This window comes from Ramlibacter alkalitolerans, assembly GCF_016722765.1.
Lineage (GTDB): Bacteria > Pseudomonadota > Gammaproteobacteria > Burkholderiales > Burkholderiaceae_C > Ramlibacter > Ramlibacter alkalitolerans.
In genome coordinates this window covers 75,151-92,161 of the sequence record NZ_JAEQND010000016.1, presented here as the reverse complement: position 1 = coordinate 92,161, position 17,011 = coordinate 75,151, and the positions used below count along the sequence as shown (strand labels likewise).

At 69.5% G+C, this 17,011-nt stretch carries 24 protein-coding genes; 13 read left to right on the top strand and 11 right to left on the bottom strand.

Annotation, left to right across the window (positions count from 1 at the left end; genetic code table 11):
- Nucleotides 1-4 precede the first annotated feature (4 nt).
- Complete coding sequence (locus JI746_RS24255) at nt 5-472, bottom strand: tripartite tricarboxylate transporter TctB family protein (protein WP_201692871.1); 468 nt, start codon at nt 470-472, stop codon at nt 5-7.
- Between the two features lie 116 nt (nt 473-588).
- Here JI746_RS24255 and JI746_RS24250 point away from each other — a divergent pair, with 116 nt between their 5' ends.
- Nucleotides 589-1,017 carry a MarR family winged helix-turn-helix transcriptional regulator gene (locus JI746_RS24250; protein ID WP_201692870.1) on the top strand — a complete coding sequence of 143 codons (429 nt, stop codon included), beginning with the start codon at nt 589-591 and terminating at the stop codon, nt 1,015-1,017.
- A 239-nt stretch (nt 1,018-1,256) separates the two neighbouring features.
- Nucleotides 1,257-1,517 (top strand): translation initiation factor IF-1, encoded by a 261-nt coding sequence (gene infA / locus JI746_RS24245; protein WP_201692869.1) that lies wholly within the window; start codon nt 1,257-1,259, stop codon nt 1,515-1,517.
- Between the two features lie 60 nt (nt 1,518-1,577).
- Here the strand turns inward: infA and JI746_RS24240 are convergent, their stop codons facing one another.
- Nucleotides 1,578-2,237 carry a hypothetical protein gene (locus tag JI746_RS24240; protein WP_201692868.1) on the bottom strand — a complete coding sequence of 220 codons (660 nt, stop codon included), beginning with the start codon at nt 2,235-2,237 and terminating at the stop codon, nt 1,578-1,580.
- A 205-nt stretch (nt 2,238-2,442) separates the two neighbouring features.
- Between JI746_RS24240 and JI746_RS24235 the strand changes: the two genes are divergently transcribed.
- Nucleotides 2,443-3,348, top strand: a complete 906-nt coding sequence (locus JI746_RS24235; RefSeq protein ID WP_201692867.1) for an SDR family NAD(P)-dependent oxidoreductase — start codon at nt 2,443-2,445, stop codon at nt 3,346-3,348.
- Nucleotides 3,349-3,459: 111 nt separating this feature from the next.
- Here the strand turns inward: JI746_RS24235 and JI746_RS24230 are convergent, their stop codons facing one another.
- The gene (locus tag JI746_RS24230; protein ID WP_201692866.1) at nt 3,460-3,930 is read right to left on the bottom strand and encodes a bacteriohemerythrin; all 471 of its coding nucleotides are present in this window, start codon (nt 3,928-3,930) and stop codon (nt 3,460-3,462) included.
- 86 nt (nt 3,931-4,016) lie between these two features.
- On the opposite strand from JI746_RS24230, the gene JI746_RS24225 reads away from it, so the two are divergent.
- Nucleotides 4,017-4,745 (top strand): 2OG-Fe dioxygenase family protein, encoded by a 729-nt coding sequence (locus JI746_RS24225; protein WP_201692865.1) that lies wholly within the window; start codon nt 4,017-4,019, stop codon nt 4,743-4,745.
- Between the two features lie 140 nt (nt 4,746-4,885).
- On the opposite strand, the gene bktB is transcribed toward JI746_RS24225, so the two are convergent.
- Genes bktB through JI746_RS24205 form a run of 4 tightly spaced genes read right to left on the bottom strand, consistent with a single transcriptional unit; the run spans nt 4,886 to nt 8,179 of the window.
- A complete protein-coding gene (gene bktB / locus JI746_RS24220; RefSeq protein WP_201692864.1) occupies nt 4,886-6,070 on the bottom strand; it encodes a beta-ketothiolase BktB in 1,185 nt (394 codons plus the stop codon).
- Nucleotides 6,071-6,120: 50 nt separating this feature from the next.
- Nucleotides 6,121-6,867, bottom strand: a complete 747-nt coding sequence (locus JI746_RS24215; RefSeq protein ID WP_201692863.1) for an SDR family NAD(P)-dependent oxidoreductase — start codon at nt 6,865-6,867, stop codon at nt 6,121-6,123.
- Between the two features lie 6 nt (nt 6,868-6,873).
- A complete protein-coding gene (locus JI746_RS24210) occupies nt 6,874-7,491 on the bottom strand; it encodes a dioxygenase family protein (RefSeq protein WP_201692862.1) in 618 nt (205 codons plus the stop codon).
- Between the two features lie 34 nt (nt 7,492-7,525).
- A complete protein-coding gene (locus JI746_RS24205) occupies nt 7,526-8,179 on the bottom strand; it encodes a pseudouridine synthase (protein ID WP_330893066.1) in 654 nt (217 codons plus the stop codon).
- On the opposite strand from JI746_RS24205, the gene JI746_RS24200 reads away from it, so the two are divergent.
- The 3 genes from JI746_RS24200 to JI746_RS24190 all read left to right on the top strand — a co-directional run bounded on the left by JI746_RS24200 (nt 8,163) and on the right by JI746_RS24190 (nt 10,278).
- Nucleotides 8,163-8,534, top strand: a complete 372-nt coding sequence (locus tag JI746_RS24200) for a DMT family protein (protein WP_201692860.1) — start codon at nt 8,163-8,165, stop codon at nt 8,532-8,534. The two genes, JI746_RS24205 and JI746_RS24200, sit on opposite strands and share 17 nt — an antisense overlap.
- Nucleotides 8,535-8,608: 74 nt before the next feature.
- On the top strand, nt 8,609-9,256 hold the full coding sequence (locus JI746_RS24195; RefSeq protein ID WP_201692859.1) for a DUF47 domain-containing protein: 648 nt from the start codon (nt 8,609-8,611) through the stop codon (nt 9,254-9,256).
- A gap of 11 nt (nt 9,257-9,267) precedes the next feature.
- Nucleotides 9,268-10,278, top strand: coding sequence for an inorganic phosphate transporter (locus JI746_RS24190; RefSeq protein ID WP_201692858.1), 1,011 nt, complete (start codon nt 9,268-9,270; stop codon nt 10,276-10,278).
- A 65-nt stretch (nt 10,279-10,343) separates the two neighbouring features.
- Here the strand turns inward: JI746_RS24190 and JI746_RS24185 are convergent, their stop codons facing one another.
- Nucleotides 10,344-10,790, bottom strand: a complete 447-nt coding sequence (locus JI746_RS24185) for a TM2 domain-containing protein (protein ID WP_201692857.1) — start codon at nt 10,788-10,790, stop codon at nt 10,344-10,346.
- On the bottom strand, nt 10,787-11,320 hold the full coding sequence (locus tag JI746_RS24180) for a GNAT family N-acetyltransferase (RefSeq protein WP_201692856.1): 534 nt from the start codon (nt 11,318-11,320) through the stop codon (nt 10,787-10,789). The genes JI746_RS24185 and JI746_RS24180 overlap by 4 nt, the downstream gene beginning before the upstream one ends.
- A 131-nt stretch (nt 11,321-11,451) precedes the next feature.
- On the opposite strand from JI746_RS24180, the gene rpsP reads away from it, so the two are divergent.
- The 6 genes from rpsP to JI746_RS24150 all read left to right on the top strand — a co-directional run bounded on the left by rpsP (nt 11,452) and on the right by JI746_RS24150 (nt 15,436).
- Nucleotides 11,452-11,739, top strand: coding sequence for a 30S ribosomal protein S16 (gene rpsP / locus JI746_RS24175; RefSeq protein WP_201692855.1), 288 nt, complete (start codon nt 11,452-11,454; stop codon nt 11,737-11,739).
- An 8-nt stretch (nt 11,740-11,747) separates the two neighbouring features.
- Nucleotides 11,748-12,344, top strand: coding sequence for a ribosome maturation factor RimM (rimM, locus tag JI746_RS24170; RefSeq protein ID WP_236600090.1), 597 nt, complete (start codon nt 11,748-11,750; stop codon nt 12,342-12,344).
- A 7-nt stretch (nt 12,345-12,351) separates the two neighbouring features.
- Nucleotides 12,352-13,095: a tRNA (guanosine(37)-N1)-methyltransferase TrmD gene (gene trmD, locus JI746_RS24165; RefSeq protein WP_201692854.1), complete on the top strand. Its 744-nt coding sequence runs from the start codon at nt 12,352-12,354 to the stop codon at nt 13,093-13,095.
- Nucleotides 13,096-13,226: 131 nt separating this feature from the next.
- On the top strand, nt 13,227-13,607 hold the full coding sequence (rplS, locus tag JI746_RS24160) for a 50S ribosomal protein L19 (protein ID WP_201692853.1): 381 nt from the start codon (nt 13,227-13,229) through the stop codon (nt 13,605-13,607).
- Nucleotides 13,608-13,679: 72 nt separating this feature from the next.
- Complete coding sequence (locus tag JI746_RS24155) at nt 13,680-14,402, top strand: CoA pyrophosphatase (protein ID WP_201692852.1); 723 nt, start codon at nt 13,680-13,682, stop codon at nt 14,400-14,402.
- A gap of 35 nt (nt 14,403-14,437) precedes the next feature.
- A complete protein-coding gene (locus JI746_RS24150; protein ID WP_201692851.1) occupies nt 14,438-15,436 on the top strand; it encodes a CobD/CbiB family protein in 999 nt (332 codons plus the stop codon).
- Nucleotides 15,437-15,567: 131 nt separating this feature from the next.
- On the opposite strand, the gene trxC is transcribed toward JI746_RS24150, so the two are convergent.
- The gene (trxC, locus tag JI746_RS24145) at nt 15,568-16,020 is read right to left on the bottom strand and encodes a thioredoxin TrxC (protein WP_201692850.1); all 453 of its coding nucleotides are present in this window, start codon (nt 16,018-16,020) and stop codon (nt 15,568-15,570) included.
- Nucleotides 16,021-16,079: 59 nt separating this feature from the next.
- Nucleotides 16,080-17,003 (bottom strand): ribosome small subunit-dependent GTPase A, encoded by a 924-nt coding sequence (rsgA, locus tag JI746_RS24140; protein WP_201692849.1) that lies wholly within the window; start codon nt 17,001-17,003, stop codon nt 16,080-16,082.
- Nucleotides 17,004-17,011: the final 8 nt, after the last annotated feature.

Genomic DNA, 17,011 nt, shown 5'->3' with positions numbered 1-17,011 from the left:
GTCCTCAATCGATCAGGAAGTGGGGCCAAAGCGGGATCTGCAGGCTGATGCCCTGGATGAACGCGCCGACGCTGAAGAGGATCAGCACCGTCGCATTCGCCAGCGTGCCCTTCCAGCCGAATTCATGGCTCGCCATGCTGGAGACGATCACCAGCGCGGCCAGCGCCAGCACCAGACCGAGGGGTTGCAGCAGCAGCCCGAACAGGCACACGGAGCCGATGATCCAGGCCAGGCTGCGCAATTCGAGCTTCTGCAGCTTGTCTTCCACGGCATGGGACTTCAGGCCGGCGGCCGTCGTCGCGGCACCGATCGCCATCAGCAGCACGCCGATCCAGAACGGGAACCATGCGGGGCCCATGCGGGCGGCGTCGCCCATCTTGTAGTTCAGGGCCCCGAGGCTGAATGCGGCGCCGAAGGCAAGGTAGATCGCTCCTGCGGCGACGTCCTTCTGGTTGCGGATGCGTAACTTCATTGCATCTGTCTCTGAGTTTCCGAACCGGCGTTTGTATCACGGCATGATCTAATTTGATCATGGCCTGTGGTTCGCCCGTACGGGACCGGGTGCTACATTGCAGCCCCGGGAAGCAGATGGAAAACAAGACGATCGAGGGGCTGGACAAGGCCGGCCTGGAACGGCAATCGCAGTTCCGCTATCAGCTGCGGCGCTTCCTGCGCTTCGGGGAGGAGGCTGCCCGCGCCGCCGGCCTCACGGCGCTGCAGTACCACATGCTGCTGCACACGCAGGCCTTTCCGGGCCGCGACTGGGCGAGCATCGGCGAACTGGCGGAGCGGCTGCAGGCGCAGCAGCATGGCGTCGTGGCGCTGGTCACGCGTTGCGAGGAAGCGGGGCTGGTGCGGCGGCGCGAGAACCAGGACGACCGCCGGCTCGTCGAGGTCCACCTGACGCCCAAGGGACGGCGCCGCGTGGAGCGGCTGGCGGCGCTGCACCAGGCGGAGCTCGGCAAGCTGGCCGCGGTGATCGAGGCCGCGCGCGCCAGCGCCGGCAAGCCCGGGTAGGCGCGCCTGCGCGCTTTGCCCGTCCGGCTTACAATTCAATGTCCGGGGCCGGTGCGCAGTGGTGCATGACGGCCCCCAGGAAGCAGACCCCCGCCCTTGCAGCACGAGGCCGCGACAGCGCAGGTTTGCATGTACCGGCCCCGATCGGCCGGCCGATTCACTGATGGCGACGCCCCCTGCCAGGATGCACGGGCCGCGCCGTTCGCACGGGCGGGCGCAGCTGCCCACGAGAGACCTGCATGGCGAAGGAAGAACTGATCGAAATGAACGGCCGCGTGGCCGAAATCCTGCCGGACTCGCGGTATCGCGTGATCCTCGACAACGGCCACGAGCTGGTGGCCTATACCGGCGGCAAGATGCGCAAGAACCACATCCGCATCATCGCGGGGGACGTGGTGAGCCTCGAACTTTCGCCTTATGACCTGAGCAAGGGCCGGATCATGTTCCGCCACCTGCCGAACCGCAATGCCGGCGGCCCGCCGCCGCAGCGCCGACGTTGAACACGTCACCCGATCCATGCGAAGGCTGCCCAGGGCAGCCTTTTTGTTGACGGCCCGTGCTTACAGCTTGGCCGGGCGCGTGGCCGCATAGGCCCGGTCGGCCGTGCCGTGCTTGCGCATGTCCTCGTCGCGCAGGGCCAGCAGCCGCTCCAGGTCGGCGCGGACGTCGTCCAGCGGCCGCGGCTGTTCCAGCGCCGTCGGTCCCGCGATCACGTCGCCGTAGCTGCTCGGCTCGGCGTTGGGCTGCAGCGGTGCCGGCGCACTGGGCGGCGGCGGCGCCGTCCACGTGGCCGGATGCGGCAAGGCGGGGCAGACGCTCCGGTCCTCCATCGTGAACTGCCAGGAGAAGCCCATGAGCCAGTTGTTGGCGAGCGGGTCCAGCAGTTGGAGGCGATCGGTGAATTCGGCTTCGAAGGCCACGGCGTGCTCCATCAGCCGCGGATCCCAGTGGCGCACCAGGAAACGCACGTGCAGGCCTGTTTCGCGCCGGGCCGGGCTCGTGGTGCGCAGCATGTCGGCCGAAATCCAGGTCGGCGGGATGCCGTTGCGGGTGAGGGTCTCGCGCAGGACCATCTTCAGCAGGTCTTTGCGGACCGACTGCGAGTTGCTGCCAGCCTGGGTGTGCTGGGAGTCGAACTGGGTGCTGGGTGCGGGGCGGGAATGGCGCGGTCGCGCGGCCGGCGCCGGCTTGCGCCCGAGCAGCATGTCGAACATTCCCATGGGCAGGCTCCCTCTCCTGATTGGGGCGGGGCAGGCGAATGCGCTGCCGGACCGCGTCGCCCGCAGTTTTACATGTTGATGCAAATAGGCCAGCCCGGCGGACCGGCAAAAGCAGCCGCCTGGCGGAAAAAGCCGTGGCTGGCCGGCCACAAGCCGGCCGTCAGCCGCTTGCGCTACATTCGCAGCCCAACAGCACGGAGGCCGAATGGCACTGGATTTCAACGGACGGGTGGCGATCGTCACCGGAGCGGGTGGCGGGCTCGGGCGCGCGCATGCACTGGCGCTGGCCGCGCGGGGCGCCCGGGTGGTGGTCAACGACCTCGGCGGCGCGGTGGACGGCAGCGGCAGCTCGGCGACGGCCGCCGAGCGCGTGGTGGAGGAGATCCGGGCGGCGGGCGGCGAGGCGATCGCCAATGCCGCCTCGGTCACCGACTTCGCCGCCGTGCAAGGCATGGTGCAGCAGGCGATAGCCACCTGGGGCCGTGTCGACGTGCTGGTCAGCAACGCCGGCATCCTGCGCGACAAGACCTTCGCCAAGATGGACCTGGCCGATTTCCGCCAGGTGCTGGAAGTGCACCTGATGGGCGCCGTCCATTGCTGCAAGGCGCTGTGGCCGATCATGAACGCGCAGAAGTACGGCCGCATCGTGCTCACGACCTCGTCCAGCGGCCTCTACGGCAACTTCGGCCAGACCAACTACGGTGCCGCCAAGCTGGCGCTGGTCGGCCTGATGCAGACGCTGGCGCAGGAAGGCGCGAAGAACGACATCCGGGTCAACTGCCTGGCGCCGACCGCGGTCACGCGCATGACGGAATCGCTGCTGCCGCCGGACATGCTGCAGGCCTTCGGCCCGGAGGCGGTGGTGCCGGCGATGCTGGTGCTGGCAAGCGACGAAGCGCCCACGCGCACGACCTTGTGCGCCGGCGGCGGCTCGTTCGAGGCGGCGAACATCACCCTGACGCACGGCGCCTTCATCGGTGCCGGTGCCGACGCCCCCGAGCAGTGGCTCGCGCGCCTGGATGCGGTGCGCGACCGCCGCGGCGAGATGGTGCCGGCCAACGGCTCGGAGCAGGGCACGAACGAGTTGCGGCTGCTGCGCGAGGGCCGCTGAATCCCGTAGGCTGGCGGTGAGCCGCGAAGCGACGAGCCCCAGCTTGCTGCGCGACGCTGATCGCTGGGGTTCCTTGCGTCACCCCAGCCTACGAATACCAGCCTGCTCAACTTACGTGCAGTCCACCCCACCGCAGCTGCTGATCGCCTCGGCCGGCAGCGCTTCCGGCCGGCTCACCAGCCCTGTGTACGGGTCGTAGCCCACCCCCTGCAGGTGCAGGGCGAGCGAGGCGTCCATGGTCTGGGCGTGGTGCGGAAACCAGACCGCGAGTTCCTGGATCACCTTGCGGATCGGCGCCAGCCGGCCTTGGGCGGCTTCCGCCGCGCCGTGGCGCAGCACCTGCAGCACCGACTTGTGCTGCGTCGCGTGGCAGTTGCCCAGCGCGAAGCCGGTGGCGAGCATCCATTCGTCCTCGCGCGCGAAGTGCTCGGTCGTGTGTTCGACCAGCTCGCGCCACAGCGCGGGCAGCGTCGCGTCGTCCGCCGTTTCGGCGCGCGCGAGCAGGTCGACGAACTCCTGGTGGGTGTCGTCCATCACGGGCAGGCCGAGCTTCAGGCCATCGGTCCAGGGCAGTGCGGGCATGGCGGTCTCCTGGAGGGCAGCTTAGGAGCGGCGCCGCGACCGAGGCTTGATGCAGGTCAGCGAGCCGGGTTGGGTAAGCTCGCCCCATGCTGCTGCACCCCGCCACCACGGATCCCGAACAGCTCCTTCCCGCACTGCGCCAGCAGGGCTATGCCGTGCTCGCTGCCCAGGGGGTGGCGCAACTGGCCGGCTGCGCACCGGCGGAGCTCGAGGCGCTTCGCGCTTCGTGGCACGCCCTGGCGCCGGACGCCTACCTCAAGGATGGCGGGCACTACCGCCAGCGCCGCCATGCCTCCTTCGTGGTGGAGGGTGGCAGCGTGGCGCAGGTGCCGCACCGGGCGCACTGGCAACCGGTGGAATACAACGCACTGCATGGCGGCATGCAGCGCTGGTTCGAGCCGGTGCAGCCCGACATCGTGACGCAGCCCGCCTGGACGCGCCTGCTGCAGGCCCTGGCGGCTGTGGCCAGTGGCCTGAAGGGTGCGCAGCCCTGGTTCGTGGAGGCGCACCAGTTCCGCATCGACACCGCGGGCGGCATCGGCCGGCCGACGCCGGAGGGCGCGCATCGCGATGGGGTGGACCTGGTGGCCGTGTTCCTGGTGGCGCGCGAGGGCATCAAGGGCGGCGAGACGCGCGTGTTCCAGTCCGACGGCCCCGCGGGCCAGCGCTTCACGCTCACCGAGCCCTGGAGCGCACTGCTCCTCGACGACGAGCGCGTGATCCACGAAACCACCCCGATCCAGCCGGTGCATGAATCCGGCTACCGCGACACGCTGGTGGTCACGTGCCGTGCCGGCGCGTTCCAAGACGCGTAGGAGACCGGACAACCAGAACGCAAAGGCCGCAAAAGTACGCAAAAACCGCAAAAGGGCACCCTTGGAAGGATGTTCCTTTTGCGGCTTTTGCGTACTTTTGCGGCTTCTGCGTTCCGGCTGTCCGCTTCCGCCTTCCGCCTTTACACCCGTTCGAACAGCGCCGCGATGCCCTGGCCGCCGCCGATGCACATCGTGACCAGGGCGTAGCGGCCGCCGGTGCGCTTCAGCTCGTGCAGCGCCTTGACGGTGATCAGCGCGCCGGTCGCGCCGATCGGGTGGCCCAGCGAGATGCCGGAGCCGTTCGGGTTGACCTTGGCCGGATCGAGCTCCAGGTCCTTCACCACCGCGCAGGCCTGCGCGGCGAAGGCTTCGTTGGCTTCGATCACGTCGAGCTGGTGGGCGCCGATGCCGGTCTTTTCCAGCAGCTTGCGCGTGGCGGGCACGGGGCCGATGCCCATGTACTTCGGGTCCACGCCGGCGTGCGCCCAGCCGACCAGCCGCGCGAGCGGCTGCAGGCCGCGCTTCTCGGCCACGCTGCGCTCCATCAGGACGACCGCCGCGGCGGCGTCGTTGAGGCCGGAGGCATTGCCCGCGGTGACCGTGCCGTTCTCCTTCTGGAACACCGGCTTGAGCTTGCTCATGTCCTCCAGCTTGGTGCCGGCGCGGAAGTGCTCGTCCACCGTGAAGTAGGTGTCGCCCTTGCGGGACTTGAGCGTGACGGGGACGATCTGCTCCTTGAACCAGCCGTTGGCCGTCGCGCGCTCGGCGCGGTTGTGGCTCTCGACGGCCAGGCGGTCCTGGTCCTCGCGCGTGATGCCCCACTTGGCGGCGATGTTCTCCGCCGTCACGCCCATGTGGATGTTGTGGAAGGGATCGTGCAGCGCGCCCACCATCATGTCGACCAGCTTGGCGTCGCCCATGCGCGCGCCCCAGCGGGCGGTGAGGTCGGCATAGGGCGCACGGGTCATGCTCTCGGCGCCGCCGCCGATCGCGATGTCGGTGTCCCCCAGCAGGATGCTCTGCGCCGCCGACACGATCGCCTGCAGGCCCGAGCCGCACAGGCGGTTGACGTTCATCGCCGGCGTGCCTTCGGCGCAGCCGCCGTTGATCGCGGCCACGCGCGACAGGTACATGTCGCGCGGCTCGGTGTTGACCACGTGGCCGAAGACGACGTGGCCGACGTCCGCGCCGTCCACGCTGGCGCGCGCCAGCGACTCGCGCACGACCAGCGCGCCGAGTTCGGTGGGAGGGATATCCTTCAGGCTGCCGCCGAAGGTGCCGATGGCCGTGCGCACTGCGCTGACGGCAACCACTTCACGGGTCATGTCTCGCTCCAGGAGAGGGGAAAGTCGTCCACTGTAGCAAGCGTCCCTGCTCAGTCCCTTACATCCGCAACCGGGTTGGCGCCGAAGTCGGGCCGCGCCAGGACGGCCAGCACGCGCGCCGCGGCCTCGTCGGGCGAGCTGAGCAGGCCCTTTTCCTTCAGCCCGACGAAATTGCCCCGGTCCGGGAAGCGGTCGCTGTCGGCGCCGCGCAGCTGCACCTGCATGTCGGTGTCGATCACGCCGGGCGCCAGCGAGCAGATCTTCGCGCCATGGGGCAAGCGGGCCTGTTCCAGCGCGACGCAGCGGCTGAAATGGTCCATGCCGGCCTTGGCGGCGCAGTAGGCGGCCTGGGCCGCCATCGCCCGCCGGCCGAGGCCGGAGGAGATGTTCAGGATCCGGCGCGGCACCGTCCAGGCCGCCGTCGCGCGCAGGAAGGCGGCGGTGAGCAGCAGCGGCGCTTCCAGGTCGACCCGCATCGCCTCGGCGAGCTGCGCGGCCGGGATGTCGTCCAGCGGGGCGACGCGCGGGATCAGGCCGGCGTTGTTGATCAGGGTCACCGAGTCGGCCGCGTCCCGCGCCTGCAGCCAGGTGGCCAGCCGCTCGGCGGCGTTCTCGGCGCGGGCCAGGTCCTGCGGCCATTGCTCGCAGCGGCGCCCCAGGCGCGTGGCCTGCTGCGCGAGTTCCTCGCTGGTCTTGCGCGAGATGCACAGGAGGTCGTGGCCGGCGTCCAGCAGCTGGCGCGCCATGGCGAGGCCCATGCCGCGCGAGGCGCCGGTGAGGATGGTGAGGTGGGTCATGGAATCTCAGGTGGCGATGACGATGGGAAAACTGGCTTGCACGCCCTCCGGGCCCGGGCGGAAGGCCACGGTCACCAGGTCGCGGTCGGCGCCCAGGTTGCGCCAGAGGAAGTCGCGCGGGTTGCCGGGGTCGCCCTCCACATAGAGCTGGGTGGTGAGCAACTCGCGCCGCTGCATCTTCACCTTCACGTGGATGTGCGGCGCGCGGCCGGTGTAGGGCACGGGCCGGATCGTGCGGAAGCGGTAGCGGCCGTCGCTGCCGACGGTGACGCGGCCGAAGCCCTGGAAGTCCGGATCGGCGCGGCCGCCGTCACCCGGGTGGTGGTAGTGGCCCGCGTGGTCGCACTGCCAGATCTCCACCTGCGCTCCCGCCAGCGGCTTGCCCGCGAGGTCGGTCACGGTGCCTTCGACCCACGCGGGGTCGCCGCGCGTGTACTGCAGGCGGCCGTTGCGCAGCAGGTCGGCGTCGGTGTCGGCGGGCAGGGCGACGGGATAGAACGGGCCTTCGGTCTGCGCGGGCGTGGCGCGGCGCGCCGGTGCCGGTTGCGCCCGCACGCCCGTCCAGCAGGCGGGCAGGGCGACCAGCGCGGCGGCGACGGTACGGCGGCTGAGGTGCTTGCGCATAGTGGGCTCCCCGGAAAGCGTTCGGGCCAGTGTCTCAGAAGGGCGCGGGGCTGTCGAAGGCGAGGGCTTCGCCGCCGGCGGGGTGCGCCAGCCGCAGCGCGCTCGCGTGCAGCAGCAGGCGGGGCGCGCGCGAGCGCACCGGCGGCGGCGCGTACAAGGCATCGCCCAGGATCGGGTGGCCGATCGCCAGCAGGTGCACGCGCAGCTGGTGCGTGCGGCCGGTGACCGGCGCGAGCGCCAGGCGCGTGCTGTCTTCTTCCAGCCCGGTCACGCGCCAGTGCGTGGTGCTCGGACGGCCCTGCTCGCGATCGATCTTCTGCAGCGGGCGGTTCGGCCAGTCGGCGGCCAGCGGCAGGTCGATCACGCCTTCCTCGTGCAGGGCGCCGACGCGCCCGGCCACCACCGCCTCGTAGCGCTTGTCCACCCGCCGCTCGGCGAAGGCGCGGCTCAGCACCCGCTGCACGTGCAGCCCGCGGCCCATGAGGAACAGGCCCGAGGTCGCCATGTCGAGGCGGTGCACCACCAGTGCGTCGGGCCACAGGCGCTGCGCGCGCGCCGCCAGGCAATCCTGCTTGTCCTCGCCGCGTCCGGGCACCGCGAGCAGGCCCGCGGGCTTGTCCAGCACCAGCAGGTGCTCGTCGACATACACCAGGCCTTCGGATAATGGCGGGATGGCCGCGCTTTCCACCTTCGTTCCGCTGTCGCTGCAGACCATCCTGCTGCTCATCGCCTCCAACGTGTTCATGACCTTCGCCTGGTACGGCCACCTGCGCAGCCTCGCGACGGCGCCCTGGTACGTCGCCGCCTTCGTGAGCTGGGGCATCGCGCTGGCCGAGTACCTGCTGCAGGTGCCCGCCAACCGCATCGGCTTCCAGCGGGCCGGCTACAGCGTCGGCCAGCTCAAGATCATGCAGGAAGTGATCACGCTGGGCGTGTTCCTGCCGTTTTCCGTCTATTTCCTGAAGGTGCCGCTGAAACTGGACTACCTCTGGGCGGCGCTGTGCATGGTCGGCGCCGTGTATTTCATATTCCGCAACGGGTAAAGGGGCAGCCCGGGGGGCGGCGGGTAAACTCGCCCGCGGACCCGACAACAACACCTCTCCTTCCCGGAGCACCCATGCTCTTCAAGAAACTGCTCCCGAAAGAAGGCAACTTCTTCGAAATGTTCAACCAGCACGCGGAGCGGATCGTCGAGGCGGCCCACGCTTTCGCGCGCCTGGTGGCCAACTACAACGACGCCAACCTGCGCGACCAGCACAATCGTGAAGTGGACCACGCGGAGCGTTCGGCCGACAAGGTGACGCATGAAGTCAACCGCCTGATCCACTCGACCTTCATCACGCCCATCGACCGCGAGCAGATCCACACGCTGATCAACACCATGGACGACGTCGCCGACCTGATCCAGGACTCGGCCGAGACGATGGCGCTGTACGACGTGCGGCACATGACGGCGGAAATCACCCGCCTCACCGAGCTCAGCGTGCGCTGCTGCGAGCAGGTGCAGGAGGCGGTGTCGCACCTGTCCAAGCTGTCCGACCACAACACGGCGCAGGCGGCGCTCAAGACCTGCGAGGAGATCGACAAGATCGAATCGGAAGCCGACCGGGTGATGCGTTCCGCCATGAGCAAGCTGTTCCGGGAGGAGCCGGACGTGCGCGAGGTGATCAAGCTCAAGGCGATCTACGAGCTGCTGGAGACGATCACCGACAAGTGCGAGGACGTGGCCAACGTCGTCGAAGGCATCGTGCTCGAGAACTCCTGAGGCGGCACCCGATGGTAGTGACGCAGACGGCCCTCTGGGTCGTGGTGATGCTGGTGGTCGTCGCTTTCCTGTTCGACTTCATGAACGGGTTCCACGACGCCGCCAACTCGATCGCGACGGTGGTCTCCACCGGCGTGCTGAAGCCGACGCAGGCCGTGGTGTTCGCCGCGTTCTTCAACGTGGTGGCGGTCTTCATGTTCCACCTGAGCGTGGCGGCGACGGTGGGCAAGGGCATCGTCGAGCCGGGCATCGTCGACACGCACGTGGTGTTCGGCGCGCTGGCCGGTGCCATCACCTGGAACGTGATCACCTGGTGGTACGGCATCCCGAGCAGTTCCTCCCATGCGCTGATCGGCGGCATCTGCGGTGCCGTGATCGCCAAGACCGGCGCGCACGCGCTGATCGCCGCCGGCATCTGGAAGACCGTGATCTTCATCTTCGTCTCGCCGCTGATGGGGTTCGTGCTCGGCTCCTTCATGATGGCGGTGGTGTCCAACATCTTCCGCTCCACCCGGCCCTCGCGCGTGGACAAGTGGTTCCGCCGCCTGCAGCTGCTCTCGGCCGGGGCGTACAGCCTGGGCCACGGCGGCAACGACTCGCAGAAGACGATCGGCATCATCTGGATGCTGCTGATCGCCACCGGCCACGTGGCGGTGGGCGCGGGCACGCCGCCGACCTGGGTGATCGCCGGCTGCTACACCGCGATGGGCCTGGGCACCATGTTCGGCGGCTGGCGCATCGTCAAGACCATGGGGCAGCGCATCACCAAGCTCAAGCCGGTGGGCGGCTTCTGCGCCGAAACGGGCGGCGCCATGACGCTGTTCATCGCCACCGGGCTGGGCATTCCGGTGTCCACCACGCACACCATCACCGGCGCCATCGTGGGCGTGGGCTCCACGCAGCGCATGAGCGCGGTGCGCTGGGGCGTGGCCGGCAACATCATCTGGGCCTGGATCTTCACCATCCCCGCCAGCGCCTTCGTCGCCGCGATCGCGTACTGGGTCAGCCTGCAGATGTTCTGAGGCGAAAGCGTCATCCCCGCGCAGGCGGGGACCCAGGGAGGGGCGCGAGCGCCCCTTCTCCGCGCCTACTCGCTGATCCGCCGCCCTTCCTCCACCTGGACCTCGAAATAGCGCTGGAAGCTGAAGGCGAGGCTCGCCATCAGCACCCCGGCGCCGATCGCCAGCGACAGCGCGATGGCGAACACCGTTCCCCAGTGCGTGGCGCCGGACTCCGCTTCCGGCGCCGCAGCGGCGTTGAAGCGGGCGTTCCACTTCTCCGTGGGCATGAGGCCGTACACGATCGCGTTGAGGCAGCAGCCGGCGATCGTGAAGCCCAGCAGCGGAACCAGCCACCAGCTCAGGACGTCGTCCTGCCCGAACTGCTGCACCCGCTCCACGCCGTAGAGGCCCAGCGCGGTGGGGATCGGCAGCAGCCAGCCGATCCAGTCGCCGAATCCGTGCAGGTAGAAGCGGTGCAGCCCCAGCGGGCCGCCCAGGAAGGCGAGCCACGCCGCCAGCGTCTTGCTCTTCACTTCGGCTGCGGCTCGGGTGCCGTGCGGTTGCCCTCGCCGAGCGATTTCTCCATCAGCACGATGTCCAGCCAGCGGCCGAATTTCCAGCCGCAGGATTCGATCGTGCCGACATGGCGGAAGCCCACGGCGCGGTGCACGCCGATCGAGCGCACGTTGTCGGAGTCGCCGATCACGGCGATCAGCTTGCGCAGGCCCACGGCCTCGGCTTGGCGGGTCAGTTCGCCCAGGAGCTTGTTGCCGATGCGCTGGCCGGCCGCGTCGGGGTCGAGGTAGATCGAGTCCTCGGCGGAGAAGCGATAGGCCGGCCGCGGCTTGAACCACTGGCAGTAGGCAAAGCCCAGCACCCGCCCGCCCTGGTCGGCCACCAGGTAGGGCAGGCCCTTGGCAAGAACGTCGGCGCGGCGCGCCGCCATCTCGGCCTCGGCGGGCGCCGTGGTCTCGAAGGTGCCGGTTCCGTGCAGGACGTGGTGGGCATAGATGGCGGTGATCGCCGGGACGTCGGCTTCGGTGCTCGGCCGCAAATTCAGCATAGGGAAGAAGAAGTTATAATCGCGGGCTTTTCGGCGTGTCGCTGGCCGGGTGGTCAAGTCGCGTGTCTCAACGCCGGGAAAAAATTCATTGCGCTCCGGGATGGAGCGCTCATCCACCCGAAGGATAAATCATGGTCGTGATCCGACTCTCCCGCGGCGGCGCCAAGCACCGTCCGTTCTACAACATCGTCGTCGCCGACAAGCGCGTGCGCCGTGACGGCCGCTTCATCGAGCGCCTGGGTTTCTACAACCCGGTCGCCAAGGACGGCGAAGAGAAGCTGCGCATCGCGCAGGACCGCCTGACGTACTGGCGCGGCGTGGGCGCCCAGGCCTCCCCGACCGTCGAGCGCCTGCTGAAGGACGCCGCGGGCCAGGCGCCGGCCGCCGCTGCCGAAGCCCCCGCCGCCGCCGCGGCTTGAGGTTTCGATTGGCCGCGCCCGGCGGTCCGGCAGCGCCGAGGCTGCCTTCGGACATCGAGCCCGCGGAACTGCCCGCGGATGCCATCGAAGTCGGGCGCATCCTCGACGCCTGGGGCGTCAGGGGCTGGTTCAAGGTCCTGCCCCACAGCGCCGATCCGCAGGCGCTGTTCTCCACCAAGCGCTGGTACCTGCAGCCCACCGAGCGCGGGCCGCAGGCGTTCGCCGGCACGCTGCTGCTGCGCGTGCGCGAGGCCAAGGAGCACTCCGACTCCATCGTGGCGCGCGTCGACGGCATCGAGGACCGCGCCACCGCCGAACTGCTCAAGGGCGCGCGCATCTTCGTGCCCCGCTCCTCCTTCCCCACCGCCCCCGAGGACGAGTTCTACTGGGTCGACCTGCTCGGCCTGGAGGTGTTCAACCGCGAGGGCGTGCACCTGGGCCGCGTCAAGGACCTCATGTCCACCGGCCCGCAGACGGTGCTGGTGGTGGAATACGAGGAGGGCGGCAAGCCGCAGGAACGCATGCTGCCCTTCGTGAGTGCCTACGTCGACAAGGTCGACCTGCACGCCCGCCGCATCGAGGTCGACTGGCAGGCCGACTATTGAGTCGAACATGCGCTTCGACGTCGTCACCCTGTTTCCGGAACTGTTCGCGCCCTTCCTGGCCGCCGGCGTGACGCGCCGCGCGTTCGAGACGAGGCAGGTCGACGTGCGCCTGTGGCAGTTGCGAGACTACGCCGAGGGCAACTACCGGCGCGTCGACGACCGTCCGTTCGGCGGCGGTCCCGGGATGGTGATGCTGGCCGAGCCCCTGGCGCGCTGCCTGGCCGCCGTGAAGGCGGACCGCGACGACGCTGCGCCGGTCGTGCTTTTTTCCCCCATCGGCGAGCGGCTCGACCATGCGGGCGTCGAGCGCTGGTCCGCCGGTGCCGGCGCCGTCCTGCTGTGCGGCCGCTACGAAGGCGTCGACCAGCGCTTCGTCGATACCGAGGTCGACCTGCAGCTGAGCCTGGGCGACTTCGTGCTGTCCGGTGGCGAAATCGCCGCCATGGCGCTGCTGGACGCCGTGGCCCGCCTGCAGCCCGGCGTGCTCAACGACGCCGGCAGCCACCAGGAAGACAGCTTCAATCCGGCGCTGGACGGCCTGCTCGATTGCCCGCACTACACCCGTCCGGAAGAATGGAACGGGCTGAAGGTGCCGGAAGAACTGCTTTCCGGCCACCATGCCCGCATCGCCGACTGGCGGCGCACGCAGCGGCTGGCGATCACCGCCCGGCACCGGCCGGACCTGCTTTCCGCCGCCCGTGCCGCCGGCCGGCTGACCCGCGCCGACGAGGATTTCCTGCGCACGCTATAATCGCGGGTTTTCCGATCCTCTACCCGGCCGTCCGAGCCGCTTTCCCCTGTGGATGCAGCGAAGCCAGGACACAGCCAGAAGCAACGCCTTTCGCGTTGCGGTGCAGCGCGGGCAAGATCGCTGAGGCAGCCATGAACCTGATCCAGACCCTCGAACAAGAGGAAATCGCCCGCCTGGGCAAGAACATCCCGGCCTTCGCCCCCGGCGATACCGTCATCGTCTCGGTGAACGTCGTCGAAGGCAACCGCAAGCGCGTGCAGGCCTACGAAGGCGTGGTGATCGCCAAGCGCAACCGCGGTCTGAACAGCGCCTTCACGGTGCGCAAGATCTCCAGCGGTGAAGGCGTGGAGCGCACGTTCCAGACCTACAGCCCGCTGATCGCCGGCGTCGAAGTCAAGCGCCGCGGCGACGTGCGCCGCGCCAAGCTGTACTACCTGCGCGAGCGCTCCGGCAAGTCGGCCCGCATCAAGGAAAAGCTGGCCCACCGCGAGAAGGCGCCTGCCGCGGAGTAAACGCAGCGCCCTCGCGAACAACCGCCGCCGGCTCGAAGAGCTCGCGGCGGTTTTTCTTTTCCTGCCGCCCCCATGCCGCCCATCGATCCTTCCGCCGCCATCCCGCCGGACACGCCGCTGTCGAAGCTGCCCAATTTCGACCCGCGCGAGGTGCCGGTCGTCGCCCGCGACGACCACCTGCCGGCCGTCGATGCGCAGCGGCTGACGCCCGAGGCGCTGCGCCAGCGTTTCGCCTGGCCGCCGGTGTGGGAGCCGGAGCTGCGCGACGAGCCGCGCTTCACCGACCGCAAGACGGCCGCGGCCGCGGTGCTGGTGCCGGTGGTGATGCGCGAACGTCCCATGGTGCTGCTCACGCAGCGCACCGCGCACCTGTCCACGCATTCGGGGCAGGTCGCCTTCCCGGGCGGCAAGCGCGACGACACGGACGTCGATGCGGCCGATACGGCCTTGCGCGAAGCCCACGAGGAGATCGGCCTCGACCGCTCGCTGGCCGAAGTGCTGGGCATGCTGCCCACGTACACCACCGGCACGATGTTCATCGTCACGCCGGTGATCGCCCTCGTGCACGCGGACTACCACCTGGCGCTCAACGCGCACGAGGTCGACGACGCCTTCGAGGTGCCCCTCGATTTCCTCATGAACCCGGCCCACCATCGCCGCCATGCGATCGAATTCAGCGGCACGCGGCGCGAGTGGTTCTCGATGCCGTACCGCGACGAGGCCGGGCGCGAGCGTTTCATCTGGGGGGCCACGGCGGGGATGCTGCGCAACCTGTACCGGTTCCTGGCCGCCTGAAGGGCCCCTGAACCGCCCCGTTATCATCCGGGGCCATGAGCTTCTTCGCGATCCTGTTCGCGCTACTGATCGAGCAGGTGCGTCCGCTGGGAGCGCACAACGCGATCCACACCGGCTTGCGCGTGTGGGCGCGCTGGGTGAGCAGCAACTTCGACGCCGGCAAGCCGCAGCATGGCTGGGTGAGCTGGCTGCTCGCGGTGGCCGCGCCGGCGCTGCTCGCGCTCGGCATCCACTGGGCCCTGGCGCTCACGCTCGGATGGCCCGCGGCCATGGTGTGGAGCGTGCTGGTCCTGTACGTCACCCTGGGCTTTCGCCAGTTCAGCCACCATTTCACCGCGATCCGCGACGCGCTCGAGGCCGGCGACGAGACGCGCGCGCGCCAGTTGCTGGCGCAGTGGCAGCGCGTCGATGCGAGTGAACTCCCGCGCAGCGAGATCGTGCGCCACGTGATCGAGTACTCGGTGCTGGCCGCGCACCGCCACGTGTTCGGCGTGCTGGCCTGGTTCTCGATCCTGGCCGCCTTCGGCCTGGGGCCGGCCGGCGCGGTGCTGTACCGCATGGCCGAATTCGTGGCGCGCTACTGGCGCTATCGCAGCCGCATGCAGCTGCAGCCCGCCAGCGAGGCCCTGCAATCGGCGGCCGCGCGCGCCTGGACGGCGGTGGACTGGCTGCCGGCGCGCATCACCGCCATCGCGTTCGCGGTGGTCGGCAGCTTCGAGGAAGCGATCGACTGCTGGCGCAACTACGCGCAGCGCTTCCCGAACGACAACGACGGCGTGATCCTTGCAGCCACCTCCGGTGCGGTGAACGTGCGCCTGGGCGGCGAAACGCTCAAGCCGGTGTTCGCGCCCACCGGCTCGCAGGGCTTCCAGACCGCCGGCATGGGCGCCGAGCCGCCCCTGGGCACGGCGAGCACGCCGGGCCGCGAGGCGGAGGTCGCGCACTTGCGCAGCATCGTCGGCCTGGTGTGGCGCTCGGTGGTGTTGTGGATGGTGTTGCTGGCGTTGTTGACGCTGGCGCGTCTACTAGGCTAGCGTCGCTCGTAGGCTGGCGGTGACGCGCGAAGCGCCGGAACCCCAGCGATCAAGTGCTCCCCGAACGCTGGGGTTCGCGCGCTGCGCGGCTCACCGCCAGCCTACGAAAACCGCGACAAGCTGCGAAAAACCTAGACCGCCGTCGTCGCCCGCACCAGCTGCGCCCGCGTCCACTTCACGATGTCGCTCGCGCCCATCGCGCCGGCTTGGCGCGCCACCTCGCGCCCGCCGACGAACAGGGCGATGGTCGGAATGCTGCGGATGTTCAGCCGCGCGCCCAGGCCCTGCGCCTCGTCGGTGTTCACCTTCACCAGCTGCACGCGCGGCCCGAGGGTGGTGGCGGCCTGTTCGAAGGCCGGCGCCATCATGCGGCAGGGGCCGCACCGCGGCGCCCAGAAGTCCACCAGCACCGGGAGGTCGCTGCGCGTGATGTGCCGCTCGAAGGCGGTCGCGCTCAGGTTCACCGGATGGGCGGTGAACAGGGCCTCATGGCAGCTGCCGCAATCGGGCGCGTGCTCCAGGTCCGCCTCGCGAACGCGGTTCGTGGTGTGGCAGTGCGGACAGACGACGTGCAGCTGGCTCATTGTGGCTTGCCCCCTTTGTCCCCAGGTGAGGGCGGCGCCGGCAGGCTCAAGGGCTGAGCCTAGTAACGGGCTTGTGACAGCTCCTCGAAGAGCGTGCGGTAGATGCGGTAGCGGCTCGGCGCGATCTGCGTTGCAGGCGCGCCCGGCTCCTGCGCGACGGCCGCGATGACGCCGCAGCCGGGCTCGTGCAGGTGGGTGCAGTTGTAGAACTTGCAGCCTGCCACGTGCGGCCTGAAGTCCGGCATCAGCCCGGCGAGCTGCATCCTGTCGATGTGGTGCAGGCCGAATTCCTGGAAGCCCGGCGAATCGATGAGGCCGGTGCTGCGTTCTTCGTCGACCCAGTACCAGGTCGTCGCCGTCGTCGTGTGGCGCCCCGAGTTCAGCGCCTGCGAGATCTCGCCCGTCAACGCGCGCGCCTGCGGCGCCAGCAGGTTGATCAGCGTGCTCTTGCCGGCGCCGGAGGGGCCGAGCACCAGCGTGGTCTTGCCGTGCAGGTGCTTGAGCAGGTGCTCGTGGTCCGTGTCCCCCGACATGCGCAGCGACAGCGGCAGCACACCGTAGCCCATGTGCTGGTACGGCATGAGCCGGGCCCAGGCGCGCTCGAAAGGCTCGACCAGGTCGCTCTTGTTCAAGGCGATCAGCGGCGCGATGTGCTCCGCTTCGGCGGCGATGAGCGCGCGCGCCAGCTGCATCTCGGAGAACTCGGGCTCGGCGGCGATCAGCACCAGCACCAGGTCGAGGTTGGCGGCGAAGGACTTGGTGCGGATCTCGTCCTGGCGATAGAACAGGTTGTGGCGCGGCTCCACCGCGACGACCACGCCTTCGTCGCCGCTGGTCTGCCACTTCACGCGGTCACCGACCACGGCCTGGCTCTTCTTGCCGCGGCCGTGGCACAGGCGGCGCGTGCCGTCGGGCGACTCCACCAGGCAGTGGCGGCCGTGGCTCGCGACGACCAGTCCCGGCTGGGCGGCGGCCTCAGCCAAGGCGGGCC

Bases quoted from the DNA above. Each gene is read 5' to 3' on its own strand.
- JI746_RS24255 (WP_201692871.1), bottom strand. From the start codon at position 472: ATGAAGTTACGCATCCGCAACCAGAAGGACGTCGCCGCAGGAGCGATC.
- JI746_RS24250 (WP_201692870.1), top strand. From the start codon at position 589: ATGGAAAACAAGACGATCGAGGGGCTGGACAAGGCCGGCCTGGAACGG.
- infA (WP_201692869.1), top strand. From the start codon at position 1,257: ATGGCGAAGGAAGAACTGATCGAAATGAACGGCCGCGTGGCCGAAATC.
- JI746_RS24240 (WP_201692868.1), bottom strand. From the start codon at position 2,237: ATGGGAATGTTCGACATGCTGCTCGGGCGCAAGCCGGCGCCGGCCGCG.
- JI746_RS24235 (WP_201692867.1), top strand. From the start codon at position 2,443: ATGGCACTGGATTTCAACGGACGGGTGGCGATCGTCACCGGAGCGGGT.
- JI746_RS24230 (WP_201692866.1), bottom strand. From the start codon at position 3,930: ATGCCCGCACTGCCCTGGACCGATGGCCTGAAGCTCGGCCTGCCCGTG.
- JI746_RS24225 (WP_201692865.1), top strand. From the start codon at position 4,017: ATGCTGCTGCACCCCGCCACCACGGATCCCGAACAGCTCCTTCCCGCA.
- bktB (WP_201692864.1), bottom strand. From the start codon at position 6,070: ATGACCCGTGAAGTGGTTGCCGTCAGCGCAGTGCGCACGGCCATCGGC.
- JI746_RS24215 (WP_201692863.1), bottom strand. From the start codon at position 6,867: ATGACCCACCTCACCATCCTCACCGGCGCCTCGCGCGGCATGGGCCTC.
- JI746_RS24210 (WP_201692862.1), bottom strand. From the start codon at position 7,491: ATGCGCAAGCACCTCAGCCGCCGTACCGTCGCCGCCGCGCTGGTCGCC.
- JI746_RS24200 (WP_201692860.1), top strand. From the start codon at position 8,163: ATGGCCGCGCTTTCCACCTTCGTTCCGCTGTCGCTGCAGACCATCCTG.
- JI746_RS24195 (WP_201692859.1), top strand. From the start codon at position 8,609: ATGCTCTTCAAGAAACTGCTCCCGAAAGAAGGCAACTTCTTCGAAATG.
- JI746_RS24190 (WP_201692858.1), top strand. From the start codon at position 9,268: ATGGTAGTGACGCAGACGGCCCTCTGGGTCGTGGTGATGCTGGTGGTC.
- JI746_RS24180 (WP_201692856.1), bottom strand. From the start codon at position 11,320: ATGCTGAATTTGCGGCCGAGCACCGAAGCCGACGTCCCGGCGATCACC.
- rpsP (WP_201692855.1), top strand. From the start codon at position 11,452: ATGGTCGTGATCCGACTCTCCCGCGGCGGCGCCAAGCACCGTCCGTTC.
- trmD (WP_201692854.1), top strand. From the start codon at position 12,352: ATGCGCTTCGACGTCGTCACCCTGTTTCCGGAACTGTTCGCGCCCTTC.
- rplS (WP_201692853.1), top strand. From the start codon at position 13,227: ATGAACCTGATCCAGACCCTCGAACAAGAGGAAATCGCCCGCCTGGGC.
- JI746_RS24155 (WP_201692852.1), top strand. From the start codon at position 13,680: ATGCCGCCCATCGATCCTTCCGCCGCCATCCCGCCGGACACGCCGCTG.
- JI746_RS24150 (WP_201692851.1), top strand. From the start codon at position 14,438: ATGAGCTTCTTCGCGATCCTGTTCGCGCTACTGATCGAGCAGGTGCGT.
- trxC (WP_201692850.1), bottom strand. From the start codon at position 16,020: ATGAGCCAGCTGCACGTCGTCTGTCCGCACTGCCACACCACGAACCGC.